The organism is Kribbella sp. NPDC050241 (assembly GCF_044459685.1).
Classification (GTDB): domain Bacteria; phylum Actinomycetota; class Actinomycetes; order Propionibacteriales; family Kribbellaceae; genus Kribbella.
The window spans coordinates 327,586-352,757 of sequence record NZ_JBITJE010000005.1 but is presented as its reverse complement, the minus strand read 5'-3'; the positions used below and the strand labels follow the sequence as shown (position 1 = coordinate 352,757).

General features: G+C 68.6%; 23 protein-coding genes. 7 read left to right on the top strand and 16 right to left on the bottom strand.

Going from position 1 to position 25,172, the window contains the following annotated elements; all coding sequences use genetic code 11:
• The first annotated feature begins 4 nt into the window (after positions 1-4).
• Positions 5-586, top strand: a complete 582-nt coding sequence (locus tag ACIBG5_RS25215; RefSeq protein WP_396393916.1) for a MerR family transcriptional regulator — start codon at positions 5-7, stop codon at positions 584-586.
• A 176-nt stretch (positions 587-762) separates the two neighbouring features.
• Here ACIBG5_RS25215 and ACIBG5_RS25210 read toward each other — a convergent pair whose 3' ends face one another.
• Together ACIBG5_RS25210 and ACIBG5_RS25205 are read right to left on the bottom strand one after the other, a co-directional pair.
• Positions 763-1,995: a sigma-70 family RNA polymerase sigma factor gene (locus ACIBG5_RS25210; RefSeq protein ID WP_360440509.1), complete on the bottom strand. Its 1,233-nt coding sequence runs from the start codon at positions 1,993-1,995 to the stop codon at positions 763-765.
• Between the two features lie 154 nt (positions 1,996-2,149).
• Positions 2,150-2,518, bottom strand: coding sequence for a YciI family protein (locus ACIBG5_RS25205; RefSeq protein ID WP_396393915.1), 369 nt, complete (start codon positions 2,516-2,518; stop codon positions 2,150-2,152).
• Between the two features lie 219 nt (positions 2,519-2,737).
• Between ACIBG5_RS25205 and ACIBG5_RS25200 the strand changes: the two genes are divergently transcribed.
• Positions 2,738-4,231: a flavin-containing monooxygenase gene (locus ACIBG5_RS25200; RefSeq protein WP_396393914.1), complete on the top strand. Its 1,494-nt coding sequence runs from the start codon at positions 2,738-2,740 to the stop codon at positions 4,229-4,231.
• On the opposite strand, the gene ACIBG5_RS25195 is transcribed toward ACIBG5_RS25200, so the two are convergent.
• Positions 4,176-5,315 (bottom strand): citrate/2-methylcitrate synthase, encoded by a 1,140-nt coding sequence (locus ACIBG5_RS25195; RefSeq protein WP_360440502.1) that lies wholly within the window; start codon positions 5,313-5,315, stop codon positions 4,176-4,178. The genes ACIBG5_RS25200 and ACIBG5_RS25195 overlap by 56 nt on opposite strands.
• Before the next feature lie 95 nt (positions 5,316-5,410).
• Here ACIBG5_RS25195 and ACIBG5_RS25190 point away from each other — a divergent pair, with 95 nt between their 5' ends.
• On the top strand, positions 5,411-6,571 hold the full coding sequence (locus ACIBG5_RS25190) for a citrate/2-methylcitrate synthase (RefSeq protein WP_396393913.1): 1,161 nt from the start codon (positions 5,411-5,413) through the stop codon (positions 6,569-6,571).
• Positions 6,572-6,759: 188 nt separating this feature from the next.
• Here ACIBG5_RS25190 and ACIBG5_RS25185 read toward each other — a convergent pair whose 3' ends face one another.
• The 5 genes from ACIBG5_RS25185 to ACIBG5_RS25165 form a co-directional block, all read right to left on the bottom strand.
• Positions 6,760-8,205: a hypothetical protein gene (locus tag ACIBG5_RS25185; protein WP_396393912.1), complete on the bottom strand. Its 1,446-nt coding sequence runs from the start codon at positions 8,203-8,205 to the stop codon at positions 6,760-6,762.
• Between the two features lie 36 nt (positions 8,206-8,241).
• Positions 8,242-9,129, bottom strand: a complete 888-nt coding sequence (locus tag ACIBG5_RS25180; protein ID WP_396393911.1) for a MurR/RpiR family transcriptional regulator — start codon at positions 9,127-9,129, stop codon at positions 8,242-8,244.
• Positions 9,130-9,238: 109 nt separating this feature from the next.
• A complete protein-coding gene (locus ACIBG5_RS25175; RefSeq protein WP_396393910.1) occupies positions 9,239-10,180 on the bottom strand; it encodes a co-chaperone YbbN in 942 nt (313 codons plus the stop codon).
• A gap of 64 nt (positions 10,181-10,244) precedes the next feature.
• Positions 10,245-11,942 carry an NAD-binding protein gene (locus ACIBG5_RS25170; protein WP_396393909.1) on the bottom strand — a complete coding sequence of 566 codons (1,698 nt, stop codon included), beginning with the start codon at positions 11,940-11,942 and terminating at the stop codon, positions 10,245-10,247.
• Positions 11,943-11,985: 43 nt separating this feature from the next.
• Entirely contained in the window at positions 11,986-13,659 is a 1,674-nt protein-coding gene (locus tag ACIBG5_RS25165; RefSeq protein ID WP_360440484.1) for a methylmalonyl-CoA mutase family protein, read from the bottom strand.
• A gap of 116 nt (positions 13,660-13,775) precedes the next feature.
• Here ACIBG5_RS25165 and ACIBG5_RS25160 point away from each other — a divergent pair, with 116 nt between their 5' ends.
• On the top strand, positions 13,776-14,387 hold the full coding sequence (locus tag ACIBG5_RS25160; protein ID WP_396393908.1) for a hypothetical protein: 612 nt from the start codon (positions 13,776-13,778) through the stop codon (positions 14,385-14,387).
• Between the two features lie 13 nt (positions 14,388-14,400).
• Here ACIBG5_RS25160 and ACIBG5_RS25155 read toward each other — a convergent pair whose 3' ends face one another.
• The 8 genes from ACIBG5_RS25155 to ACIBG5_RS25120 form a co-directional block, all read right to left on the bottom strand.
• Positions 14,401-16,035, bottom strand: coding sequence for a dipeptide ABC transporter ATP-binding protein (locus ACIBG5_RS25155; RefSeq protein WP_396393907.1), 1,635 nt, complete (start codon positions 16,033-16,035; stop codon positions 14,401-14,403).
• Positions 16,032-16,562: a GbsR/MarR family transcriptional regulator gene (locus ACIBG5_RS25150; RefSeq protein WP_396393906.1), complete on the bottom strand. Its 531-nt coding sequence runs from the start codon at positions 16,560-16,562 to the stop codon at positions 16,032-16,034. Before ACIBG5_RS25150 ends, ACIBG5_RS25155 begins: the two co-directional genes overlap by 4 nt.
• Positions 16,559-18,022 carry a serine hydrolase domain-containing protein gene (locus ACIBG5_RS25145; protein ID WP_396393905.1) on the bottom strand — a complete coding sequence of 488 codons (1,464 nt, stop codon included), beginning with the start codon at positions 18,020-18,022 and terminating at the stop codon, positions 16,559-16,561. The genes ACIBG5_RS25150 and ACIBG5_RS25145 overlap by 4 nt, the downstream gene beginning before the upstream one ends.
• Complete coding sequence (locus ACIBG5_RS25140; RefSeq protein ID WP_396393904.1) at positions 18,023-18,916, bottom strand: ABC transporter permease; 894 nt, start codon at positions 18,914-18,916, stop codon at positions 18,023-18,025.
• Positions 18,909-19,835 (bottom strand): ABC transporter permease, encoded by a 927-nt coding sequence (locus ACIBG5_RS25135; RefSeq protein ID WP_396393903.1) that lies wholly within the window; start codon positions 19,833-19,835, stop codon positions 18,909-18,911. The genes ACIBG5_RS25140 and ACIBG5_RS25135 overlap by 8 nt, the downstream gene beginning before the upstream one ends.
• Positions 19,835-21,211 carry a M14 family zinc carboxypeptidase gene (locus ACIBG5_RS25130; RefSeq protein ID WP_396393902.1) on the bottom strand — a complete coding sequence of 459 codons (1,377 nt, stop codon included), beginning with the start codon at positions 21,209-21,211 and terminating at the stop codon, positions 19,835-19,837. The genes ACIBG5_RS25135 and ACIBG5_RS25130 overlap by 1 nt, the downstream gene beginning before the upstream one ends.
• Positions 21,211-22,806: an ABC transporter substrate-binding protein gene (locus ACIBG5_RS25125; RefSeq protein WP_396393901.1), complete on the bottom strand. Its 1,596-nt coding sequence runs from the start codon at positions 22,804-22,806 to the stop codon at positions 21,211-21,213. The genes ACIBG5_RS25130 and ACIBG5_RS25125 overlap by 1 nt, the downstream gene beginning before the upstream one ends.
• A gap of 172 nt (positions 22,807-22,978) precedes the next feature.
• A complete protein-coding gene (locus ACIBG5_RS25120) occupies positions 22,979-23,482 on the bottom strand; it encodes a MarR family winged helix-turn-helix transcriptional regulator (RefSeq protein WP_396393900.1) in 504 nt (167 codons plus the stop codon).
• Positions 23,483-23,514: 32 nt separating this feature from the next.
• Between ACIBG5_RS25120 and ACIBG5_RS25115 the strand changes: the two genes are divergently transcribed.
• The 3 genes from ACIBG5_RS25115 (at position 23,515) to ACIBG5_RS25105 (ending at position 25,169) form a co-directional block, all read left to right on the top strand.
• Positions 23,515-23,961 (top strand): DUF4231 domain-containing protein, encoded by a 447-nt coding sequence (locus tag ACIBG5_RS25115; protein ID WP_396393899.1) that lies wholly within the window; start codon positions 23,515-23,517, stop codon positions 23,959-23,961.
• Positions 23,962-23,992: 31 nt separating this feature from the next.
• Positions 23,993-24,739 carry a maleylpyruvate isomerase family mycothiol-dependent enzyme gene (locus ACIBG5_RS25110; protein WP_396393898.1) on the top strand — a complete coding sequence of 249 codons (747 nt, stop codon included), beginning with the start codon at positions 23,993-23,995 and terminating at the stop codon, positions 24,737-24,739.
• 82 nt (positions 24,740-24,821) lie between these two features.
• Positions 24,822-25,169, top strand: coding sequence for a YciI family protein (locus ACIBG5_RS25105; RefSeq protein ID WP_131355674.1), 348 nt, complete (start codon positions 24,822-24,824; stop codon positions 25,167-25,169).
• The last annotated feature ends 3 nt before the right edge of the window (positions 25,170-25,172 follow it).

Sequence of the window (25,172 nt, the reverse complement as noted above, 5' to 3'; positions counted from 1 at the left end):
GAGCGTGCTCGAAGTCAACAAGCAATCAGGCGAAGCGAAATCGCAGCCGGCCGGGGCCGGCGGGCCGACTGCTGAGTCGGGTGGGCCGACTGCTGAGTCGGGTGGGCCGACTGGCGAGGCGGGTGGGCCGACTGGCGAGGCGGGTGGGCCGACTGTTGAGGCGGGTGGGCCGACTGTTGAGGCGGGCATCAGCATTGCCGAGGCCGCCCGTCGTACCGGCGTGAGCGTCCACACCCTGCGCTACTACGAACGCGCCGGCCTGGTCGTCACCACCGTCGACCGCACCGCCGGCGGCCGCCGCCGCTACCACCAGCTGGACCTGGACTGGATCAAGATCTGCACCCGTCTCCGCGCCACCGGCATGCCGATCCGAACCATCCGCCAGTACGCCGAGCTGGTCACCGCCGGCCGCGGCAACGAGAAGGAACGCCTGGCCCTCCTGGAGTCCCACCGCGCCGAGGTGCTCGCCAAACTGGCCGACCTCCAGGACAACCTGGAACTCATCGACCACAAGATCGACGTCTACCGCGGCCGCCTCGAAGCCGGCACCGCCGACCGCCTCTGGGCCCCGACACCCGACAACTGACTGCGACGCACGATCAGCCTGCTCGACACGATCAACGACCGCACAGCCAACCGTACTCAGCCGCACAGGCGACCCAGGCGACCGGAATCAGCCGCACAGGCGACCGAGCTCAGTCGGCAGACGGCCGGCTCAGCCGCACAGCTGGCCGGACTTCTTAGTCGGGCAGGCGGCCGGGCTCAGTCGCACAGACCGGCGCGCCGGTGTGCTAGGAAGCGGCGTTCGGTCTCGTTGGCGGTGAGGGTGATCGCTGAGTCGTAGGCGTCGGCCGCTTCGTCGACTCGACCCAGGCGGGCAAGCACATCAGCTCGAGCGGCCGGCAGGTAGGCGTACGCCTTCAGGGCCGGTTCGTTGCTCAAGGCGTCGATTTCGGCGAGGACTGCTTCAAGGTCCGCCCCAGGCACCAGGCTGTGCGCGGCAGCCCGGTTGAGCGCCACGATCGGAGTCGGCCAGCTGACCATCATCGCGTCGTACATCCGGACCACCTGGGTCCAATTCGTCTTCTCCCACGACGGCGCGGTCACATGCAGGCCAGCAACCGCCGCCTGCAACACGAACCGTCCCTGACCACGATCCAGCGCAGCCGTCGCCCGCGACACTCCCTCCGCCAACATCCGCACATCCCACCGCGACCGGTCCTGGTCGGCCAGCAGGACCAACTCCCCGTCCTCGCTCAATCGCGCATCGCCCCGCGCCTCGGTCATCAGCAGCAGACCGAGCAACGCCTGTGGCTCCGTCTCCGTCGGCATCAACCGCACGAGCAGTCGCGCCAGCTCAACTGCCCGCCCGGTCAGATCCGCCCGAGTCAGGTCGGGCCCGGCTGCCACATGCCCGGCCGTGTAGACCAGGTGCACCACCGTCAGCACCGCATCCAGACGCCTGGACAACTCGTGGTCCGCCGGGATCCGGTACGGGATCCCGGCCGCCGCGATCTTCTTCTTCGCCCGGGTGATGCGCGCGGCCGCCGTCGCCTCGCTGATGAGCAGACCCGCCGCCACCTCCCGCGTCGTCAGTCCGCAGATCAGCCGCAACGTCAGTGCCACCTGCGAGTCCCGCGCCAAGGCCGGGTGGCAGCAGGTGAACACCAGCCGCAGCGGATCCGTCGGATGCTCGGCATCCCCCGGAGCGACCGGGTCCTCCACCAGCAGCGGGAGCTTCCGCCGCAGCGTGGTCTCCCGCCGCAGCCGGTCGAGCGCGAGCCGCCGAGCGACCGTGGTCAGCCAGCCACCCGGGTTCGACGGGATGCCGTCCGGCCACGTGCGCAGCGCCTGCACGAACGCATCCTGCGTGCAGTCCTCGGCCAGATCCAGATCCCGCGTCAGCCGCACGACCGATGCCAGCACCGTGGACCAACTCTCCCGGTGCACTCGGTCCACCACCCGAGCGACCTCCACCGCCACGACCTCACTCACCCCATCTCACTCCCGCCACGCACGCGAGCAGACGGTCCAGCGGGCAGCCGAGCACCCCGAGCGCGCATGCACGGCGGGCAGGCGGGTACGGCGGGTGGAGGAGTCCGCGTACCCGACTGCATGCCATGTCTCAGGCCCGGTCTCAGGCCGGGTCTCAGGCCGGCTCTGAACCTGCCGAGGTGTCCATCACCGGGCGGACCTCGACGTTGCCCGACGGGCAGAGCTTGGCCAGCTCGAGCGCCTGGTCGAGGTCGCGTGCCTCGATCACGTAGAAGCCCCCCAGGCCCTCCTTGGTCTCGATGAACGGGCCGTCGGTGACCAACGGCTCGGCACCCTCGCGGTTCTTGACCGTGCTCGCGGTGCTGGAGCGCTCGAGCGCCTCGCCACCGAGAATCCGGGCGCCGGCCTTCTCGACCGCCTCGGCGAACGCGCCGTGCAGCTTCATCGCCTGCTGCCAATCCTCCGCGGTGACGTTGTCGTACCACTCTTCGCTGTCGAACAGCAGGAACATGTACTGCGCCATCTCTGGCTCCCTTGTCTCGGGCTTGTACTGGACATCTTGCTGACGAACGGCCCCGGGCGGAATCGACAGCGCCGACCACGAATCTCTCGGTCATGATTCGACTCACCTCACTGTGACGTGCCGGATACGGACAGCACCATCCTGGCGACCTCGCCTACCGTTGACCATGCACCGAACATGCACTCAATAGGAACTGACCCGGCATTCTGGAGGAACTTGATGGAGCACCTCGACGTCCTGGTCGTCGGCGCGGGACTGTCCGGCATCGGTGCGGCCTATCGGCTCCAGACCCAGAGCCCGGACCGCTCGTACGCCATCCTCGAGGCGCGCGACAGCATGGGCGGCACCTGGGACCTGTTCCGCTACCCAGGGATCCGCTCCGACTCCGACATGTTCACGCTCGGCTTCCCGTTCCACCCCTGGAAGGCGGCGAAAGCGATCGCGGACGGCCCGGCGATCATGGAGTACCTCCGCGAGACCGCGAGCACCTACGGCATCGACCGCCGGATCCGCTACGGGCAGCGGGTCCTCAAGGCATCCTGGTCGTCCGACGAGGCGCAGTGGACCGTGGAGACGACCAAGGCGACGTACACCTGCTCGTTCCTGTATGTGTGCAGCGGCTACTACGACTACGCCTCGGGGTATGTGGTCGACTTCCCGGGGCAGAGCGAGTTCCAGGGCCGGATCGTGCATCCACAGCAGTGGCCGGACGACCTCGACTACAGCGGTCAGCGAGTGCTGGTCATCGGCAGTGGCGCGACTGCAGTGACGCTGGTGCCGGCCATGGCGGCTACGGCGGAACACGTGACGATGCTGCAGCGGTCTCCGAGCTATGTGGCGTCCCGACCGGCCCACGACGCGTTCTCCGACCGGCTACGCGCCCTACTGCCCGAGAAGCTCGCACACCGTTTGATCCGGAGTAAGAACGTCGCACTGAGCACAGCGCTCTACAGCGCGTTCCGGAAGTGGCCGACGCATGCCGCGTGGCTCCTGAACAGTGCAGCGGCCAAGCAGCTGCCGGAGTCCATCCCAGCGGACCCGCACTTCACGCCCCGCTACAAGCCCTGGGACCAGCGGCTGTGTCTGGTGCCGGACGCGGACCTGTTCAAGGCTCTGCGCAATGGTTCGGCCTCGGTGGTGACGGACGAGATCGAGACCTTCACCCAGACCGGGCTGCGCCTGCAGTCCGGACGAGAACTGCAGGCCGACCTGGTGATCGCCGCGACCGGACTCCGGATGGTTGCCCTGGGCAAAGTCGAGCTCACGGTGGACGGGCGGTCGGTGGCGCCGCACGACACCTTCGTCTACAAGGGCATGATGCTGAGCGGTGTACCGAACCTGGCCTGGTGCATCGGCTACACCAACAACTCCTGGACGCTGCGCTCCGACCTGACGTCGCAGTACGTGTGCCGGCTGCTCGACCACCTCACCGAGACCGGCACCAGCATCTGCGTCCCTGAGATCGACCCGGCCGAGTACGACGCTCCACCGCGTCCGGTGGTCGATCTGTCGTCGGGGTACATCAGGCGCGCCGCAGCGATCCTGCCGCGCCAGGGCTCGACCGGCCCCTGGCGCCTCCGGCAGAACTACCCGCGCGACCTCCTGTCCCTCCGCTTCAAGCCGGTGGAGGACGGCACCATGCAGTTCAAGGGCCGGGCTACGGGATCGGTGCGGGCGGCTGAGGACCGACGTACGTCGCGATCGGGCGGATGATCTTCGGATCGGTGGCCTGCTCGAGGATGTTGGCGGACCAGCCGATCACGCGACTCACCGCGAACGTGGGCGTGAACATGGCACGCGGGATACCGCAGAGCTCCATCACCACACCGGCGTAGAACTCCACGTTGGCGTACAGGTTGCGACCGGGCTTGAGCTCGGCCAGTACGTCGACGATGCGCTGCTCCACCGTGGTCGCGAAGTCCACCAGGTCGCCGCCGATCCCCCGCGCGATGTCACGCAGCATCAGCGAACGCGGGTCCTCGGTCCGGTAGACGGCGTGGCCGAAGCCCATGATGCGGTCGCCGGCCGACACCTTCTCCCGCACCCACGAGTCGATGCGGTCCGGCGTACCGATCTCGTCGAGACTGGCCAGTGCCCGGTCCGGTGCGCCACCGTGCAGCGGCCCGGAGAAGGCCCCGATCGCTCCAGCGATGGCAGAGACCACGTCCGCACCCGTCGACGCGATCACCCGCGCGGTGAATGTCGAGGCGTTGAACCCGTGATCCAGAGTGGACACCAGGTAGTGCTCGATCGCCGTTGCGTCGACCGCGCTGGGCTCGTTGCCGGTCACGAGGTACAGCCAGTTCGCCGCAGCCGTGAGATCGGCACGTGGCTCCAATGGCTCGAGTCCCTCGCGCAGCCGGTACAGCGCCGCCAGGATCGTCGGCGTCACCGCGCACACCAGCATCGCGTCGGCCTTCTGGCGCGCCGGATCGGCGTCCCACAACGGCGGAAGACGGCGTACGGCGGCCAGGAGTGACAAGGCTGTGCGCAGACCTGCGAGCGGGTTGAACACCGGACCCGCGGTCGCGATCGCGGGCAGCACGGCGCGAACCTCGTCGGGGAGCACGCGCAGCGGCGCCACTTCGGCGATGAAGCGCTCCCGCTCGTCGGCGGTCGGGAGATGCCCCTCGAACATCAGGAACCAGACGTCTTCGAGCGTCTTCGACTTGGCGAGATCGATCGCCGAGTACTGCCGATAGTGGTAGAAACCTTCCTCACCGCGCACGTCGCCGAGGGTCGTCTCGGTGACCACGACATTCCGAAGGCCCGGCGGAACATTGATCGTTGTTGACATACCTTCAGAGTTGACACGCGATCAATGATTGTCAATATTGATCCAGTCAATGTAACCGCCCACGGGAGCGGGATCGACGCTCGGAGGAGCGGGGAATGACCCAGCAGAGTGACGAGAATTACCTGACCACGGCCGAGGTCGCGCGCCGGCTGAAGGTGAAGCCGGAGACGATCTACGCCTATGTGAGCCGCGGTCTGCTGACCAGCGTCCGGGCGCGGGGCCGCCGCGGGAGCTTGTTCGCCATCGCCGATGTCGAGCGCTTGGCCAGTCGGTCGGTCGAGCACTCGGGGGTGGTCGAGCAGATCGAGTCCGCGTTGACGCTGCTGGAGGACGACGAGCTGTACTACCGCGGTCGTTCCGTGCGCGACCTCGCGATCAACTCGTCGGTCGAGTCGGTCGCGCACCTGCTGTGGACCGGCGAGCTGACCGCACAGCAGCCCTTCCCCGCGCCGCGCGAATCCGTGCAGCTGGCGCGCGCTGCGATGAACGTGCTGCCGGGTTCCGCGCGGTTGACGGACAAGCTGCGCGTCGCCGTCGCTGCATTGGGTGCTGCGGACCCGATGCGATTCGATCTGGCGCCGCGGTCGGTGACCAGCGTGGCCGAGAAGCTGATCGGCACGCTCATCGCCGCCCTGCCTGGTCCGTCCGTGACGACGCGAGCGACGCTGGGCGCGCGGCTCTGGCCGAAGCTGTCGCCGCACCCGCCGCGCCCCGAGGTGCTGGAGGCCGCGATGATCCTGATGGCTGATCACGGCCTGGCTGTGTCGACGGTCGCGGCGCGAGTGGCGGCCAGTGCCCGGGCGAATCTGTATGCCGTGGTGTCTGCGGGGCTCGGAGCGCTGGACGGGCAGTATCACGGCGCTGCGCCGACACTGGCGTACGAGTTCCTGGAGCGGGCTCAGCAGGATCCGCTCGCCGCTCTCTCGGACAGGCTGCGATCCGGTGAACTGGTGCCGGGCTTCGGGCACCGGATCTACCAGAAACGCGATCCGCGCGCCGAGGTACTGGGCGAACTGCTCGGCGACCACCCGATCACGGAGACGGTGAGCGTGCTCGCGGCACGTCTACCGTCGTTCCCGAACAGCGATCTCGCCGTGGCTGCGATGATGCACGCCTTCGACTTCCGCCCCGACGCCGGCGACGCCCTCTTCGCGCTCTCCCGCATCATCGGCTGGACCGCCCACGCCCTGGAGGAGTACGCCGCCCCACCGCTGCGCTACCGAGCCCAAGGCATCTACACAGGACCCCCAAGCTAACCCACAGCGCACGCCGCCGGGGCTTTGCCCGGCGGGGATCGCGAGGCCCGGCGGGGATCGCGAGGCTTGCCCCGCGGAGATGGCGAGGCCCCGCCCGGCGGAGGTCGCGAGGCTGCTCGGCGCCGAGTCTGAGGGATGGTGCTCGGCGCCGGGCTTGGAGGTTGGGGCTCGGCGCCGAGCAGGTGGCTCTACTTGGCGGTGAGTTCGATCAGGGTTGCTGCGCCGGGTTCGAGGTCGACCGGCGTTGGGCCGACCGGCCGCGGAGTGTAGGAGTGGGTGGCTGGTTCGAAGGTTGCGACTGCGCCTACGGTCTGGGGGTTCGGGGTGATCACGGCGCGGGAGCGGGCGCTGTGGGAGCGGTTGGCGACCAGGAGCCAGCGATCGGTGGAGGCGGCGTCGCGAGACCGGAAAGTGCCGATGACTACTGGGTTCCCGGTGACTCCGGTGACCAAGTTTGTCGGGGTGAAGCCGACTGTGCCGTTGGGTAGTGGGGTTTCGTTGGCGTGGACAACGGTCTCGGAGACGAGTGGCTTGAGTTCGCGGCCGACTTGATGGAGCCAGGTGGTGTTGATCTTGCGCGCCGCGGCGTACCGAGGTGTACGACGTCCGTCAACAGTGATCAATGCGGGACCGAAGCCCTCGCCACGGGCGGCCTCGGGCGTCCAGTAGGTGAAGTACTGAATGCCTTTCGCGCCGTACGCGAGGCTGATGTTGACCTGCCAGAGCAGTTCGGCGGCGGTCGGCTCGCGGTGACCGTTGTACGCGAGGGTCTGGATGAACACCCACGACGGGATGTCGCCGTGCAGGGCCGCGTCGCGGACGATCGCCCAGTTGTGGAAGTAGTTCGCGTCCTCGCGGCCCTCGGACAGTAGCGGATACCGATCGAAGGAGATCAGCGACGGCTTCACCACGTCGACGAAGCTGCGGTAGTACGCCGCGTCGTCGGACGGGAAGAGGTTGATGTACGGCAACAGTTGCGGTGCCAGTTCGCGTGAGATCGCGACGGCCTTGGCCAAGGTGGCGAACCAGCCGGCGCCCGGTTCGTCGTACAGGTTGAAGCCGGCCAGGGACGAGAACGGGCCGTAGGCGTCGCGGGCGCGGGTGTAGAGGGCGCGGGCCTCGTCCGGGGTGACGCTGAGGAAGTCCGCCGTGTTGTCGGAGATCGAGAACCAGCGGGACATGTTGCGGATCTGGATGTCGTCGGAGATCAGCAGCTGCAGGCCGGCGGTGCGGGCGAGGTCGAGCTGGTACTGGAAGATGTTCCCGTCGCCGGCGTAGTTGCCGGAGATGACGAAGTCGAACCCGGCGTCCTTGATCTCGGTGAACCGTTCGGCAGTGCTCGCATACGGGTGCGGCGGCCAGAACAGGCCGACCGGGAACTCCGGTCCACCCGTCAGCGGCAGGTCGTCGGGCGACGGGATCGCCGCGGAGGCGGAGGCCGAGACAGCGGCCGACCCGCCAGTCGCAGCGGACCCGGCGGTGGCGGAGGCGGCGGTGGCGGAGGCGGCGGTGGCGGAAGCGGCGGTGGCGGAAGCAGGAAGGGCGGAGGCGGACGCGGCGGTGAGTGCCGTGGCGCCGGCTCCGAACAGGAGTGTCCGGCGGGAGGGGGCGAAAGCGCGGTGGGGGCTGTCCATGGTGCTCCTTCAAGGGCGGCTGACGGAGGGTGGAAATCAGGGGCGGCGGCGATGGGTGGAGACGGCTTCGCTGGTGGCGTCGAAGGCTTGTTCGGCCAGTGGGTAGTCGCGTTGAGCGACACCGAGGTACAGGGCGTCCAGGACGATCATCTGGGCATGCCGGCCGGAGAGACCGCCGGTGCGGAAGGTGACGTCCCGGGCGGAGGTGACGAGGACGATGTCGGCGGTCCGGGCCAGGGGTGAGCGCGGATAGTTGGTGATGGCAACGGTCGTGGCGCCTTGGCGGCCGGCTCGTTCCAGTGGCTCGAGGACCTCGACCGTTTCGCCGCTGTGGGAGATGCCTACGGCAACATCCCCGGCTCCGAGCAGCGCCGCGCTGGTGAGTGCGTTGTGTACGTCGCTCCAGGTGTTGGCGCCGCGGCCGATCCGGTGCAAGCGCAGGCGGAGGTCCTCGGCGACGGACGCGGAGCCGGAGACGGCGTACATGTCGATTCGGCGGGCGTTGGAGATTGCTTCGACGGCGCGACCGAGGGCGTCGACGTCGAGCGACGCGACCGTGTCCTCGAGTGCGCGAGTGTCGGCTCGCAACAGCGTCCGCAGTACGTCGTCCAGCGAGTCATCCGGCCCGACCTCGGCGCCAGTCCCCCGCTCCCAGCTCAGACTGCTCCGCCCGCTCTCGGCCGCGAGCGCCAGCCGCAGCTCGGCGTACCCGGACAGGCCGAGCGCAAGGCAGAACCGGGTGACGCTCGGCAGCGATGTACCGCACCGGGCCGCCAACTGCCCGATCGTCGACGACGCCACCGCTGCCGGATCCCGCAGTACCTCGGTCGCGATCCGGGCCTGTACCGGACTGAGCGCCGGCAGCAGTCCATGGATCCGGGCCTCGAGGCTCGGCGGTGGCGTCGCAGCGACGGCACTGGTCATGTGAATTATTCTCAGAGCATCCAACAAAGAATTGCAAGAGTTCACACCGAGGCAAAGACAAGACCCCCTCAACCACGAGGGGCCGAGGGGGTCTGTCGACAAGCAAAAGTCAGAACAACGCAGCCATCAACCGCCGCCGCGCCTTGATCACCCGGTCGTCGTCCGCGCCGACGACCTCGAAGAGCTCGAGCAGGTGGAGCCGGACCGCGTTCCGCTCGTCGCCCGAGGTCGCCTGGATGGTGCTGATCAGCCGGTTGAACGCGTCGTCGACGTGCCCACCCATGAGATCGACATCGGCCACCAACTGCTGCGCCTCGATGTCCGTCGGGTTGTCGGCCGCGCGCGTCCGCAGGTCGGCGGGCACGTCCTGGGTGCGCTTGACCAGCTGCACCCGGGCCAGACCCGACTTCGCCTCGGCGTCGGCCGGCGTCTCCTTCAGCAGCTCCTCGTACGCCGCGATCGCGCCGTCCAGGTCACCGGCACCGACCGCGTCCTCAGCCTTCTCGTACCGCGGATTCGGCGGCGGCTCCTCCTCGTCCTCCACCGAAGGTGCCGCGGGTCCGACGGGATCGGCCCGCCCGCTGATGCCGTTCGCGACCGCCACCGTGAGCAGCTGGTCGAGGTACCCACGCACCTCCGGGTCACCCAGAGGGCCCTGGAACAGCGGAACCACCTGACCCCGCAGTACGGCGATCACCAGCGGCACCGACTGCACGCCGACCGCCTGGGCCAGCTGTGGGTTCGCGTCGACGTCGATCCGGGCCAGCAGGAACTTGCCCGCGTACTCGGTCGACAGCTGGGCCAGCACTGGGCCGAGCGCGATCGACGCCTCCGACCGCGGCGACCAGAACTCGACCACCACCGGTGACTGGATGGACCGCTCGATCACATCGGACTGGAAGGTCGCCTCGCTGACGTTCAGCACATACGCCCCCGACGCTCCGCCACCGCCCGCCGGTGCGCCACCACCGGAGCCGGGCGGCGGGGCCGCGGGCTTGCGCAGGGACGACAGATCGATCGCCCCGGGACGGGAGAAGTTCGACTGACTCACCACTGCCCTCGCATTCCGGTCGCGCCAAGTTGGCGCTCACTGCGTACGTTCACAGGTCCATCCTCTACGACGCGGTGGAACCGTGTCGTGCCCGGGTCGCCAGCAGCAGTCTGGCGAGCCCACTCCGGGTGCCCGCCACGGCGAGCCGGTCACCGCCTCGGAGCAGTTTGCCGGACGCCGGTTTCCAGTCCCACGGGCCGTCGTCCTGGCGCGCGAGCACCCGCAATCCGCCTTCCTCGTCCAGCTCGCCCAGGCGCAGGCCGACGGCGACCGAGCCCGGCTCGACGGTGACCTCGGTGAGCAGCAGAACCCGGCGACCGGCGGGGACCGTCACCTGGCTGCGCCGGTTCGCGGCGGCCGCGGCGATCGCCGGGGCGACCAGCATCGACACCGACCGGCTGTGGCCGAGCCCGAGTCGGCGCTCGACCCGCTGCGCCAGGTCGTGGTCGAACATCCGCATCGTGATCCGGGCGTCCGGGTTCAGGTCGCGGACGACCATCGCCGATTCCAGATTCGTGATGTCGCCGTCGGTGAGCGCGAGCACGGACAAACATCGCTGCACCCCGGCCGACCGCAGGGTCTCCTCGTTGCTGCTGTCACCGATCACCACCGGGATCCGCAGCCGATGCGCGGTCTGTACGCCGGGCGCGTCCTCGTCATGCTCGACGCCGACGACCGCGACGCCCCGCTCGGCCAGGATCTCCAGCACTCGCGCGCCGACCGTCCCGAGGCCGCAGACGACCACATGATTGCGCGGCCGGCCGCGGACCCCGCCGATCACCCGCGACAGTCGCGCACCGATCAGCGAGTCGACGATGACCGCGGTCAGCAGCGCCACCAGCACGATCCCGGTCAACTGGACCACGACGGCCGCGACCTTCGCCCACGGCGCCGCCTCGGAGAACGTGTCGTCCTCGATCCCCGCCGACGTGACCGCGCCGGCGGCAAGATAGACAGCCCGCAGCCACTCGACCTTCGCGATGAAATGCGTCAGCACGGTCCCGGCCACCACGAGCAACGCCATCACCGCGGCGATCCGCCGTACCCGCCGGTCGAAGATGTCGCCGGCCGCCATCAGCCAGCCGGCCCGCCGTACGTCTCTGGTCCGCCAGACGCTGCGGATGCCGGTGCCGAGCACGATGTCACCGCTCGGATCGGAGCTCGAGATCGGCAGCAGTTCCGGTGTCGCGGACGACGTTGTGTCGGCGAGCACGGTCAGATGCGGCTGCCGGATCAGGTCGGCCTGACCGGCGACCAGCCGCCGGCCACCGATCTCGAGCCAGGTGAGCTCGTCGTCCTCGAGCGCGTCGGAGACGAACGCGGGCGCGGCCAGCGACGGTCCGGAGATCACCACGCAGTCTCCGAGCAGGCTGTGCAACTGCTTGCCCAGTCGCGGGTTCACCATCTGCACGATGATGCGCAGATGGGGATCCATGTCGCGAGCGGTCAGCGCGGTGTGCACGTTGTGAACGTCATCGGTGTCCAGCAACACCAGGGCCCGCGCGGTCGAGGCGTTGCCGTCCTGAGCGTCGACCCCGGCCCGGCGCAGCAGCGACTCGCTGATGACCCGGACACCCATCACCTGCGCGCCGAGCTCACTGATCCGGTCGTAGTGCCGCGACGCCGGGTTGACGACCGCGATCACCCGCTCGCCGGAGCTCACCAGCTCGGTGACGACCCGCAGCATGGTGCGGTCCGAGCCACACACGACCACACCGCGCCCGTCCGCCGGGCCGATCGCCTCCCGGGCCTGCGATCCCAATCCGCCGGGATCCGCCGGGCCCGAGTCGGAGGAGGAACTCTCGTCAGAAGCGGGCGGGCTCTCGGTACTCGCCCCACTCGTCCCGAAGAACGTGACAGATTTCCCCCATCGTGGCCTCCGCACGCGCCGCCTCCAGCATGGGCTCGATCAGGTTGCCAGTACTCCTGGCCGCCTCCACCAGAGCCGTTAGCGTACGCCGGACGCGGTCCTCGTCACGGTGCGACTTGCGTTCCGCGAGCACCCGGCACTGCTCGACCTCGACCTCGTGGCTGACCCGGAGGATCTCCAGCTCGCCGGAGACGGTGTCCGTGAGCGTGTTCACGCCGACGATCTTCTTCTCGCCCTTCTCCAGCTTCTGCTGGTACTCGAAGGCGGCGTCGGCGATCTCGCCCATGAACCAGCCGTCCTCGATCCCGCGCAGGATGCCGCCGGTCATCGAGCCGTCCGGGCTCATCTCCTTGATCCGCGCGAAGATCTCCTCGGCCTCGGCCTCGATCTTGTCGGTGAGCGCCTCGACGAACCAGGATCCGCCGAGCGGGTCGGCGACGTTGGTGACGCCGACCTCCTCCATCAGCACCGACTGCGTGCGCAGCGCGATCTCGGCCGACTCCTCGCTCGGCAGCGCGAGCGTCTCGTCCAACGCGTTGGTGTGCAGCGAGTTCGTCCCGCCGAGGATGGCGGCCAGCGCCTCGACAGCCGTCCGTACGACGTTGTTGTACGGCTGCTGGGCCGTCAGCGACACCCCGGCGGTCTGGGTGTGGAACCGCAGCGACAGGGCCTTGTCGGTGCGAGCGCCGTACACATCGCGCAGCCAGCGCGCCCAGATCCGGCGAGCGGCGCGGAACTTCGCGATCTCCTCGAAGAAGTCCAGGTGGCTGTCGAAGAAGAACGACAGGCCCGGCGCGAACACGTCGATGTCGAGTCCGCGGGACAGCCCGAGCTCGACGTACCCGAACCCGTCGGCCAGCGTGTACGCCAGCTCCTGCCCGGCCGTCGAACCGGCCTCGCGGATGTGGTAGCCGGAGACGCTGAGTGGCTTGTACGCCGGGATGCGCTCGGCGCAGTACTCCATCAGGTCACCGATCAGGCGCAGGTGCGGTTCCGGTGGGAACAGCCACTCCTTCTGAGCGATGTACTCCTTGAAGATGTCGGTCTGCAGCGTCCCGTTGAGCTTGGTGATGTCCGCGCCCTGCCGCTCGGCGGAGACCAGGTACATCACGAACGCCGGTACGGCGGGGCCGGAGATCGTCATCGAGGTCGTGACGTCCTGCAGCGGGATGTCCTTGAACAGCCGGTCCATGTCGGCGGCCGAGTCGATCGCGACACCACAGTGCCCGACCTCGCCGAGCGCCTTCGCGTCGTCGGAGTCGCGGCCCATCAGGGTCGGCATGTCGAACGCGACGGACAGGCCGCCGCCACCGCCGTTCAGGATCATCTTGTACCGCTCGTTGGTCTGCTCGGCGTTGCCGAAGCCGGCGAACTGGCGGATCGTCCAGGTGCGGCCGCGGTAGCCGGTCGGGTACAGGCCACGAGTGAACGGGAACTCTCCCGGCCAGCCGATCCGCTCCATCCGCGGGTCGTCGACACCCTCGGGAGGTCCGTACACCGGCGCGACCTCGGTGCCGGAGAGCGTGGTGAAATCCGCCTCCCGCTTGCGCGCCGCGTCGTACCGCTGCTGCCACCGGCTCCGGCCGGCCGCGATCTGCTCGGCATCCATCAGTCAGACCTCCTAGGGGACTGGTTCCAAAATACTAGGACGTCCAACTATTTCCAATTCCCCGACTGACCCCGCTCGGGCGAGATGATGCGCGCCAGGACCTGGGGAGGGATTCCGTGCGGACTTTGACGACCGGACCGGTCGGGGTGCACTACGGCCAGCTGTACGTCCAGAGCCACGAGTTCGTGTCGGACCTGGGCGCGTCCTTCGCCGGCCAGCAGAACGGGCTGTGCGGTGCGGCGGTGCCCGGGGCGCTGTTCCTGATCACGGGCCTGCACACCGGCGACGTCGGCTTCTCGGTCGAGCTGCACGACTCCGAACCACCGGTCGACGACGCCTGGGAGGAGATCGTCGAGGCGTCGTACGCGCCGGTCGGCGCGACCACCGCGCTCGTCGGCTGGGCCGGCGAGTGGCAGCAGCCGCTGGACCTGGCCGAGACCGACTACCGGGTGCGGTACTGCGGGACCGGGATGGACGCCGGCCACGAGACTGACACCACGCTCGACGGCGAGCCGCTCGTCGACCACTACCTCTCGCAGTTCTGGCCTGCGCCGCCCGAGCCCGACCGGGTCATCAAGGTGACGAGCGGTACGGCGGCGTACTGGCATGACTACGCGCGACAGCAACCGCCTCCACCCACCGCGGAGGAACGTGCCGAAGCCGAGCGCCAGGCCGCACTCGAGCAGGAGCGCAGCCAGGCCTTCCCCGCGCTAGCCGGCGACGAGTAGGCCTCCGCCCGTACTAGCCGGCCAGGCGTAGGGAGCGGCGGTTGGCCTGTTCGCGGGGATCTGGGACGGGCGCCGCTTCCAGCAGGCGGATCGTGTACGGGTCCTGGGGTGCGCGCAGGACAGCTTCGCGGGTGCCCTGTTCGACCAGCTTGCCGTGGCTCATCACGGCGACCCGGTCGCAGACCTGATCGACTACCGCGAGGTCGTGGCTGATGAACAAGCAGGCGAAATGCAGCCGGTCCTGCAGCGACCGGAGCAGCTCGAGCACCGTCGCCTGTACGGACACGTCGAGTGCTGACGTGGGCTCGTCCGCGATCAACAGGCCGGGATCGAGCGAGATCGCCCTCGCGATCGACACGCGCTGCCGCTGACCGCCGGACAGCTCGTGCGGATACCGTCCGGACCATCCGCGCGGGAGCTCGACGCTGTCCAGCAGTTCCTCGACCCGTCCACGCAGCTCAGCACCCCGTACGCCGCGATGTACGGCGAGTGGTTCGCCGATGGACTGACCGATCGTGGCGCGCGGGTTCAGTGAGCCGGCCGGGTTCTGGAATACCACGCCGATCCGGGACCGGGTCTGACGCGCGACCGAGGAGGACGCGGTGGTGAGCGCCTGACCATCGACCCGGACCTCGCCCGAGGTGATCGGTGCGAGGCCGAGCACGGACTTCCCGATGGTCGACTTCCCCGACCCGGACTCGCCCACCAGACCGGTGATCTCGCCGGGGTTGAGCGCCAGGTTCACGTGATCCACCGCAAGGACCGTCTTGCCGCGCCGGCCGCGGTACTCGACCACGAGATCCTCGACCGACAGGGCCGGCGTACCGTCCGTCGGTCCGGACGGCTTGTCGTCGCGCAGACCACCGCGCGGCACCGCGTCGAGCAGCGCCCGCGTGTACGGCTGGGTCGGCCGGTCGAACAGCTCGTGTACGTCGGCCGTCTCGACCACCGACCCCTTGCGCATGACAACGACGCGGTCGGCCACGTCCGCGACCACGCCCATGTCGTGGGTGATGATCATGATCGCCCCGGAGATCTCCGACCGCATCGCGAGCAGTACGTCGAGCACCTCCTGCTGGACGGTCACATCCAGCGCGGTGGTCGGCTCGTCCGCGATCAGCAGCTCGGGGTCACAGGCGACCGCGATCGCGATCATCACCCGTTGGCACTGACCGCCGGACAGCTGGTGCGGGTAGTACTTCAACCGCGACTCGGGCTCCTGGATCTCGACCATCCGGAGCAGCTCGATCGCCCGCTCCCGGGCCTGCCCGCGAGACAGCGCCGGGTGGTGCGCCCGGATCATCTCGATCAGCTGCGACCCGATCGTGAACACCGGGTCCAGCGCGCCGACCGGATCCTGGAAGATCATCGCGATCCGCCGGCCGCGCAACGTCGTCAGCTCCGCCCGCGACATCGACAGCACGTCATCGCCGCCGAAGCTGATCCGACCGCCGACAGTCGCGTTGGACGGCAGCAGCCCGAGCGCCGCCAGCGAGGTGACGCTCTTGCCCGATCCGGACTCCCCCACGACCGCGAGTACCTCGCCCGGCCGGACCGCGAAACTCACCTGGTCCACCGCGCGGTGCGTCGTACCGCCGACGGTGAAGTCGACGGTCAGGTCCTCGAACCGCAGGACGTCGCCGGTCACTCACCCTCCCCTTGATCGGACGCAGCGTCGAGTTTGTCCTTGTACTCCTGCCAGTCCACCAGCATCTTGCGGTGGTACGTCGCCAGCCACTCGAAGTAGTTGCGCGCGTTCCGCAGCCGCTTGCGCGGACCGGTCATACCTTCGGGCAGATCGGCGAGCATGTCCTCGAAGACCTGCCGTTGCTTGCCGAGGGACTTGCGCTCGCCGGCCAGGAAGCTCCCCCAGACGTCGTCCTCGACCTTGAAGTAGTGGCTGCGATCCCCCGGTACGGCGTGCCGCGCGATGAACCCGAGATCGATCAGCCGCCGCGTCGTACTCGAGATCGAGCCCGCGCTGGCCGACAGCGCCCGGGCCAGCTCGGCCGACGAGACGAACGGCTTGTTGCTGACCATCAGGTAGCCGAGCACCCGGCCCTCCATCCGCGGCGAGCCGGCCAGCTCTCTGAGCAGGGCGAACTGCTCGACGAACTCCGCGCGGCGCGGGTCCTCCTCCCAGGCCTCGTCGTCGATCGGCTTGTCATCCGTCATGACGACCTCCTGGCCTCAACGTGGACCTCGGCGTCCGCGATCTGCGCCGACCGGCGCGCCCGGAACACCTCGACCGGCCACCGCGAGCTCCCGCCGTACCGGACGACCTCGGGCTGTCCGTCCGCGTCCCAGGTGAACTCCACCTTCTCGCCGATCGACCCGAACCCGGCCGCCGGTACGACGGCCAGCGTGTTCCCGTCGATGACCTGGAGTTCCTCGTAGCTGTCGACCGGGTCCGGCGCGGCCGGGAAGAACGCGACCAGCCGGCCACCCAGCAGCGCGATGCTCATCACGCCCATCAGGTTCGCGAAGTTGCCGCAGTACCGGCGCCCGTCGATGTCGCTCGGCACCGCGGAACCGGCGGGAGCGTTGGCCGCGAGGTCAAGCAGCTTGACCACGCCGGTCGCGAGGATGCCGGCCGGGCCACCGATGCAGTTGGTGAGCACCGATACGACGATCTGGTCGACCGGGTCGATGAAGGTCCGGGTGATGTGGCCCGGATACCCGCCGCTGTGGCCGACCAGTCGGCGGTCGCCGACCTTCACGATGTCCAGGCCCAGCCCGTACCGGCCGATCTCGCGGCCGTGCGCGTTGACCAGGCTCTCGTCGCGCTGCAGCAGCCGCTTGCTCGCGTCGGTCAGCAGCTGATCCGCTCCGAAGAAGTGCGCGGCGCCGTACGACGTGAGGTCCTCGGCGGTCGAGTAGAAGCCGGTGGCCGCGGCCATCGCCCGGGTGTCGACGTGCGGGATGGTCTCGCGTACGTCGGAGCCGTCCAGCAGTCCGGTGTGACCACCGGCGTACTCACTCGCCCGCTCTGGATCCCACTCGGCGCCGGTGTTCGCCAGACCGAGCCGACCGGTGATGTTGGCGGCGACGTAATCGCCGTACGAGAGCCCGCTCGCGGACTCGATCACCAGGCCGAGCAGCGAGTAGCCGATGTTCGTGTACTTGAAGTGCTCGTTCGGCTCGAACACCTGGCCGTGGCTCAGGCACAGTTCCACCAGCGCCTCGCGGTCCGGGAACGGATCCATCAGCTGCCAGTAGTCCTTGTCGACGCCGTCGCGGATCACGCCGCCCTGGTGGCCGAGCAGCTCGCGCACGGTGACCGGCGCCAGCGCACTGCCGGCCAGCTCGGGCACGTGCGCGTCGATCGGGTCGTCGAGGCGGACCTTGCCCTGCTCGACCAACTGCAGGATCGAGGTCGCCGTGAAGGTCTTCGAGTGCGACGCGATCCGGAACAGATGGTCGGTCCGCAGCGGCGACCCGGCCACCTCGTCACTGTTCCCCAGGGCGGTCGACAGGACGATCTCGTCACCGACCCGGATCGCCGCCTGGACTCCCGGCGTTCGCAGGTAGCGGCGCTGGTACTCCAGCCAGCTCTCGATCGCGGGAGCGGCTTCACGAGCGGTGGTGAGGTCATACGAGGACAAGGCGGCGTCCGTTCTGTCGTGGGTGGTCATTCAGGAGCGTCCCTTCGGGTTGACCGCGTCGCGGAGTACGTCGCCGAGGGTGATCAGGCTCAGTACGGTCGCGGCGAGGAAGATGCCCGGGTAGATCAAGGTGTGCGGTGCCTGCTGGAACCTGGACTGCGCGGTGGCGAGTTGCAGGCCCCACGAGATCGACGGCGCCCGCAGGCCGAGGCCGAGGAACGTCAGCGTCGACTCCGCGACGATCACGCCCCCGACGGTCAGGGTGGCGACCGCGAGCACCGGACCGATCGAGTTCGGCAACACATAGTGACTGAGAATGCGGCTGGTCGGGAACCCCATGGCCTTCGCTGCTTGCACGTACTCCGCGTCCCGGGTCGCCCGGACCGTCGTACGCACCATCCGGGCCAGCGCCGGCCAGGAGAACACCGCGAGTACGAGCGCGACCGACAGGACCGACCGCTTGCCGAGACTGTTCAGTACGACGATCGCCCCGAGCAGGAACGGGAAGCCGAGGAAGACATCGGTCAGCCGGGCCAGCACCGAGTCGGCCCAACCACCGACGTACCCGGCGATGGTGCCGACTCCGACGGCGATGACGAGCGCGACCAGCGTGCACATCAGGCCGACCGCCAGCGACGCGCGAGCGCCGTGGACGACGTTCGCGTACACGTCGCAGCCCTGCAGGTCCTGACCGAACGGATGCCCGTGCGACGACGGACGAGCACTCGCCGAGATGTCGCACGCACGCGGATCCGGGGTGCCGAACCACCCGCCGACCCAACCCGGGAACAGAGCGAGCAACAGGAGTACGGCGAGCACGGTCAACGGCAGCCAGAACAACACGCGGCGCCGGACGGTCGCCCAGACCCCGCGCCCGGCGAGGGTGTCCTCCTCGACCGTCTGCACCAGCACCTGGTCAGTCATGGCGGATCCTCGGGTCGAGCAGCGAGTTGAGCAGATCGACGACAACGCTGGTGAGCAGGAAGATCAGGATCAGCGCGGTCGCGATGCCGACCACGGTCGGACCCTCGTGCACCCGGATCGACTGGAACAGCAACTGACCGACTCCGGGCAGGTTGAAGATCCCCTCGGTCACCACAGCACCGCCGAGCAACGCGCCCAGGTCGATCGCCAGATAGGTCAGCACCGGGATCGACGAGTTCCGCAGTACATGGATGCCGACCACCCGGCGCCGGGTCAGGCCCTTGGCCCACAGCGCCCGGACGAAGTCCGAACTCATCGTGTCGACCACGCTCCCCCGGGTCAGCCGGGCCACCGCAGCCAGCCCGTACAGCGCCAGCACGGTCGCCGGTAGCAAGTACGACACCGGCCAGCCGTCGGTCACCCCGGCGATGGGCAACAGCGACAGCTTCACGCCGAACACCAGTTGCGCGGTCACCGCCATCACGAAGATCGGCACCGAGGTGATCAGGATCGTCAGGATCAGTACGCCGCGATCGATCCAGGTGTTCTTCCGCAACCCGGCGATCAGGCCGAGGCCGACGCCGATCACGACCTGGATCACCCACGCGGTCAGCGCGAGCCGGATCGTCACCGGCCACCGCGTCGCCAGTCGCTCCGCCACTGACCGGCCGCGGAAGTCGACACCCAGGTCGCCGGTCAGCAGGTGACCGAGATAGCGCAGGTACTGCGACCAGAGCGGATCGTTGAGGTGGTAGAGCTCGCGGATCCGCTCGACCACCGCCGGGGACAGCGGCTGATCGCCCCCCAGGCTGGAGATCGGGTCGCCGGGTAGCGCGAACACGGCCGCATAGATGGCGAACGTGACGCCGAAGAACACCAGCACGAGTTCGATCACCCGTCGGACGGTGAAGCGCAGCATCAGCCCGCCTCCCGCCGTACGGCGTTCAGCAGCGTGAGGGTGGCGGCGTACTGGACTCCGACGAGGTCCTTGATCGGGACGGTCCGCAGCTCCTGGTCGAGGGCGGCGGCCTCGGCCTGCCACTCCCGGTAGAGCTCACGCATCCGCCGGCTCAGTGGGTGCAGTACGGCGGCCGCACTCCCCCGCGCGATCTCGCCCTCGAGCGAGCGAAGCAGCATGCCGCCGAACCTCAGCCGGAACGAACGGTGCACATCGGTCAGCCCGAAGGCCTCCGCGACCGTCGCCATCCGCGCGGGGTCCTCCTTCTCCGCCCGGAGCCGGTCGCGTACCGGCCGCTTGGCCAGATACGGAAGGAAGGCGTCGGTCGCACGGACCAGTTGCGAGTCGCCGGACAGGTACGGGCGGGCCGCGTCGAAGATCTCGATCATCGCGTCGAGATCCTTGCCGAGGGCATCGGCCATCCGGGCCAGCACGTCGCGGTACGACGCGTCGCTCGGCGTCTGGTCGTCGTTCGCGGGATGCGTCCAGTACGGCAGCTCGGCGACCAGGCTGACCGTCCCGTGCCGCTCGGCGTACTCCGCCGACGACCCACCCGACGACGAGTACGGCGTCAGCCCGAGGCTCTCGGTGTAGTCGTACGTCGCCTTGGCCGAGATCATCTCGTAGACCGCGGGACCGAGCGGCCGCGCGACCGGGGTCTCGGGCTCACCGAGGTCGAGTGGCAGCCCGAACGACGCGGTGATCGCGTGCAACTCGTCGACGAAACCGCCGAGCTCACGGGTGACGTAGTAGTACACGCCACCGACCTCGGTGTTGTGCAAGGAGACGGCGACCACCGGCTCGAGCTCGTCGATCACCCGCATCAGGGCGAACGCCTCGGGCATCACCTGGTCGAAGTACGCGTTCTTGTACTGGAACGGGAACGACCACTCGACCTGCTCGGCCGGGGCCGGGCGGTAGAAGTGCTCGAGGCAGTTCACCCGGTTGAACGGACCGTCGAACCAGCCTTCGTTCAGGCGGGTGCCGTCGGGGTCGATGCAGCCGATGATGTTCCAGCGGCAGCCGCCGCGGAGGTCCTCGTCGGCGCAGAGATCCTCGGCCAGCCGGATCGCGGTCCAGAAGCCGATCGGTTCGTTCGGGTGCACCCCGGCGTACACGAGCGCCTCGTCGGGGCCGGTGCCGATCGAGTACATCGTGATCGGGTCGCCGAGGCGCGACGTACCGATCCTGCGACTGGTGACCAGGTCCGGGTGACGGCCGGCCAACTCGTCGAGGCGCTCGGTGATCTCGTCGACGCCCGGGAAGTGGTCCAGGTCGGGCACGCGGTGGGCCCGCTCCAGGATCTCCCGGAGCGGGCTCGGATTGGTTGCCGTCATCAACTATCCGCCAGGGTGGTGTTCTCGAGTTCCAGGCTGCCCGCGCCCTCGGCCAGCTTCGCGATCCGGTCCGAGGTGGCGTAGGTGTACTTCTCGAAGAACATCGGCGGGGCCGGGAAGTCCTTGATGATCGCCTTCTGGACGTCGACGTACCCCTCGATCGCCTTCTGCGGATCGACCTGCGCGTCCGCCTTGGCCAGCAACTGCTCGACCTGCGGGGTGTAGTAGGGGATGCAGTTCACACAGCCGCCGGCCTTGGTGTAGAAGGACCGCAGCGTGTTCTGCTGGCTCGCGTAGAGGGCGCCCCAGCGGGAGAAGTACGGGCCGCTCAGCTTCTTCTCGTTACGCAGCTTCTGGAACTCCGGGAAGTCCGTGGTGGGCGTCGCGGTGACGTCCTTGATACCGAGGTTCTGCCGGAGCTGGTTGGCGTAGGCGTTGTAGAGGTCGTCGAGCCCGGCACCACCCGGGTAGCGGATCTCCATCTTGCCGCTGAAGCCGCCCGCCTCGGCCAGCAACTGCTTGGCCTTGGTGGGGTTGAACGTGCACAGCTCACCGCAGAGATCCTTCGGCGTACCCGGCTCGCCCGGCGGGGTGAGCGCGGTGGCGGGCGTCCAGATGCCGCCGTAGATCACGTTGCTGACGGCCTGGCGGTCGATCGCCATCGAGATCGCTTCGCGCACCCGGACATCGGAATAGCGCTTGTCCCACAGCGGCAGTCCGAGGTAGTTCATACCGAGGCCCTCGAAGACGTACGCACGGTCGCCGAAGTCCTTCTTCACCTGCGCCATCCGGGCCGCCGGGACGAAGATGATGTCGGTGTTGCCGGCCTGGACGTCGGTGTAGGCCGTGGTCATGTCGGTGTACGGCTTGAACACGATCTCGTCGATGCTCGGCTTCGGGCCCTGGTATTTGGCGAAGGCCTTGACCGTCATCGGCTCGTTCTCGGTGTAGCTGCCGTCCATCTCGAACGGCCCGTTGCCGATCGGCTTCTTGCCGTAGGCGTCGAGATCCTTGTACGCCGCCTCGGGCATCGGGAAGAACCCGGTCTGTGCCTGCGACAACTGGGTCGGGAACTGCCCGTCGGGGCTCTTCAGCGTGACCGTGAAGGTGAGCTCGTCGACCACCTTGAGGCCGGACAGCTCCTTGGTCTTCGGCGTGCCCTTGGCCGGGTTGAGGGCGTCGTACCCGGCGATGTTGACGAGTTGGCCGCTGTTCTCCCAGGCGTTCGGGCCGTAGGCGACCGTGTTCCAAGCCTTCACGTAGCTCTCCGCGGTGACCTTCTCGCCGTTGTGGAAGGTCCAGCCCGGGCGCAGCTTGACGGTCCAGTGCACGGCGTCGGTCGACTTCACCGACTCGGCGTTCAGGTAGGTCAGGCTGCCGTCGCTCTTCATGTAGGTGAGCGCGGAGAACAGCACCTTGTCCTGCGCGAAGGCGATGGTCTGACGGCCCGGGTTCAGCGTGACCGGGTCGTCGACGGCGAACGAGACCGACCTGACTCCGTCGGCCGGGGAGGCGGAACCGCCGCCGGAACAGCCTGACAGCGTGAGGGCGCCGACGAGCAGGACGGCGGTCACCCGGACAGTACGGCGCTTCATGGGTCCTCCAGCTACTTCCGCGGCCGCAGGGCGGGCCGACTGTGTTCCCCCGATCCTGGATGCCTGAGCTTGTAGCGCAATAGGGAAACTTGGGAAGTTTCAGTAGGAAATGAACTCTTAGCACGGACGTAACACTGGGCAAGACCTGGTTGAGGCAGGGTTCAGGCGTCCATCAGCTGAAGTCGCCGGCGTTGTGGCGGAGCGGTTCGAGCACCGACCAGAGCATCTTGAGCTGCTCGTCGCTGAGTCCGCTGAGGGCGAAGTCGGCGGCGACGAGGTCGGCGGTGGCCCGCTCGACCAGGTCCCGTCCGTCCTGAGTGATCTCGCACAGCACCGCCCGGCCGTCGTCCGGGTGCGGGGTCCGGGTCACCAGCCCGGCCGCCTCCAGCCGGCGGACGATCGACGTGACCGACGTCGGATGGACCTGCAGCCGCTCCCCCATCTTCCCCAGCGGCAGCGACCCGCGCCGCGAGAACGTGAGCAGCACCAGCGCCTCGAACCGCGCGAACGTCAGTCCGTGCTTGCGAAGGATGTCGTCCAGTTCCCCGATGACGATCTGCTGCGCCCGCATCAGCGACGTGACGGCCCGCATCTGCTCGACCGCACCCCAGCGCCGCCGCCACTGCCGCGACGCCTCGTCGATCGGATCGAACGGCAACGCCCTCTTCCTCGCCATGAGCCGAAGGTTAGCTGGACACTAGGCACACCATGGCCAGACTCAGAGATTCGGACTTCCCGGCGCTCGGCACCGACGCGCCCGCGGAGCAGTTGATCAGCCTCCGCTTCCGCTGGTATCACCACCAAGCCAACCAAGCCCGTGTCGCGTACCGAGGGCTGGGCACCGTCCAGCTCGTCGCGGCTCTGTTCGTCGCGATCTCGGTCGCGATCAGCGCGCCCATCTGGCTCGCCCCGTCGCTCGGCGCCCTGATCGCGCTGGCCGAGGGGGTCCGGACGCTGTTCGGGTTCAAGGACTCGTATCCGACCTACCGCCGTACCGCCGAGGACCTGCGGAACGAAGCCTGGTTGTACGTCCAGCGGGCCGGCCGGTACACGACCGCCGAGGATCCGGCCAAACTGCTGACCGAACGCGTGGTGGAGATCAGCCACACCGAGACAGCCGACTGGGAAGAAGCGCTCAAGCAACGGAGCGTCTGAAAGTGTCTGTGGGGTCTGGGAGGGTCGGGGTATGACGTTGTCGACGGAGCAGGCCGAGTTCTATCTGGGGCACGTGCGGAGTGAGGGTGCTCGGCTGGGGGAAGTTGGACGGATGGGGCTGGAAGCGCCGGTGCCCAGTTGTCCGGGGTGGACCGTGGAGTCCGTACTGCGGCATGTGGCGCTGGTGTATGTGCAAAAGGTGGAGGTGCTGCGGCTCGGCGCGCTGCCCGACCCGTGGCCGCCGGACTTCGACGCACGGGACACGTTCGAGTGGTACGACGAGGCACTCGCGGCGATCGTGGCCGCGTTGGAGAAGGCCGGTACGTCGCTGGAGACCTGGACGTTCAATCCGGACGACGCCACCTCGGGGTTCTGGTACCGGCGAATGGCGCTGGAGAGTGTCGTGCACCGGATCGACGTCGAGCAGGCGCATGACGTGGTCACACCGATCGCCGCCGAACTGGCGCTCGACGGTATCGACGAATTGCTGTTCCCGAACCTCGGTGGACCGTGGTGGGAGGAGGGCGACACCGCTCACCCACTCGACGCGACCGTTCGGGTCACCGCCGAGGGCCGCACCTGGACGATCAGCGCGGACAGCACCAGCGTCACCGTGCAGCAGGGCGCCGAGGGCGACGCGGCCGCCGAGATCTTCGGTCCACCCGACGCGGTGTTCCTATGGTTGTGGGGCCGCGCCGACGCTTCCGCGATCCAGACCGCCGGCGAGGCGAGCGTCGTACAGGAGTTCCGTGCGCGGGTCGCGGAGGCCACTCGCTGACGGATGTCCTGTTCGCGGGTTGCTGTTCGTTCACTTGCCGAGGGACCACAGTGGATCCTGAAGCACGGAAAGGAGTGGGCTGATGGCGCAGTACCTGGCGCTCGTTTACAGCGCGGACGTGGACTGGTTCGCACCTGAGCAGGCCGAGGAACTCGCGGAGTACCGGCGGTTCCAGGACGAGAACGCCGGCCTGATCACGGCCAGCGCGGTGCTCCATCCGACCAGTACGGCGACCGTCGTACGGGTGGAGGGCGCTCGCGGCGGGAAGGTCGTCACCACCGACGGGCCGTACGCCGAGACGAAGGAAGCACTGACCGGCTACTACCTGGTCGAGGCCGAGGACCTGGAGGCGGCGATCGCGATCGCCCAGCAGATCCCGTCGGCCTGGAACGGCGCGGTCGAGGTGCGCCCGGTGATCCGGGCCCGCTGAAGA

Bases quoted from the DNA above. Each gene is read 5' to 3' on its own strand.
- ACIBG5_RS25205 (WP_396393915.1), bottom strand. From the start codon at position 2,518: ATGGCGCAGTACATGTTCCTGCTGTTCGACAGCGAAGAGTGGTACGAC.
- ACIBG5_RS25200 (WP_396393914.1), top strand. From the start codon at position 2,738: ATGGAGCACCTCGACGTCCTGGTCGTCGGCGCGGGACTGTCCGGCATC.
- ACIBG5_RS25195 (WP_360440502.1), bottom strand. From the start codon at position 5,315: ATGTCAACAACGATCAATGTTCCGCCGGGCCTTCGGAATGTCGTGGTC.
- ACIBG5_RS25190 (WP_396393913.1), top strand. From the start codon at position 5,411: ATGACCCAGCAGAGTGACGAGAATTACCTGACCACGGCCGAGGTCGCG.
- ACIBG5_RS25185 (WP_396393912.1), bottom strand. From the start codon at position 8,205: ATGGACAGCCCCCACCGCGCTTTCGCCCCCTCCCGCCGGACACTCCTG.
- ACIBG5_RS25180 (WP_396393911.1), bottom strand. From the start codon at position 9,129: ATGACCAGTGCCGTCGCTGCGACGCCACCGCCGAGCCTCGAGGCCCGG.
- ACIBG5_RS25165 (WP_360440484.1), bottom strand. From the start codon at position 13,659: ATGGATGCCGAGCAGATCGCGGCCGGCCGGAGCCGGTGGCAGCAGCGG.
- ACIBG5_RS25150 (WP_396393906.1), bottom strand. From the start codon at position 16,562: ATGACGGATGACAAGCCGATCGACGACGAGGCCTGGGAGGAGGACCCG.
- ACIBG5_RS25145 (WP_396393905.1), bottom strand. From the start codon at position 18,022: ATGACCACCCACGACAGAACGGACGCCGCCTTGTCCTCGTATGACCTC.
- ACIBG5_RS25140 (WP_396393904.1), bottom strand. From the start codon at position 18,916: ATGACTGACCAGGTGCTGGTGCAGACGGTCGAGGAGGACACCCTCGCC.
- ACIBG5_RS25135 (WP_396393903.1), bottom strand. From the start codon at position 19,835: ATGCTGCGCTTCACCGTCCGACGGGTGATCGAACTCGTGCTGGTGTTC.
- ACIBG5_RS25130 (WP_396393902.1), bottom strand. From the start codon at position 21,211: ATGACGGCAACCAATCCGAGCCCGCTCCGGGAGATCCTGGAGCGGGCC.
- ACIBG5_RS25125 (WP_396393901.1), bottom strand. From the start codon at position 22,806: ATGAAGCGCCGTACTGTCCGGGTGACCGCCGTCCTGCTCGTCGGCGCC.
- ACIBG5_RS25120 (WP_396393900.1), bottom strand. From the start codon at position 23,482: ATGGCGAGGAAGAGGGCGTTGCCGTTCGATCCGATCGACGAGGCGTCG.
- ACIBG5_RS25115 (WP_396393899.1), top strand. From the start codon at position 23,515: ATGGCCAGACTCAGAGATTCGGACTTCCCGGCGCTCGGCACCGACGCG.
- ACIBG5_RS25110 (WP_396393898.1), top strand. From the start codon at position 23,993: ATGACGTTGTCGACGGAGCAGGCCGAGTTCTATCTGGGGCACGTGCGG.
- ACIBG5_RS25105 (WP_131355674.1), top strand. From the start codon at position 24,822: ATGGCGCAGTACCTGGCGCTCGTTTACAGCGCGGACGTGGACTGGTTC.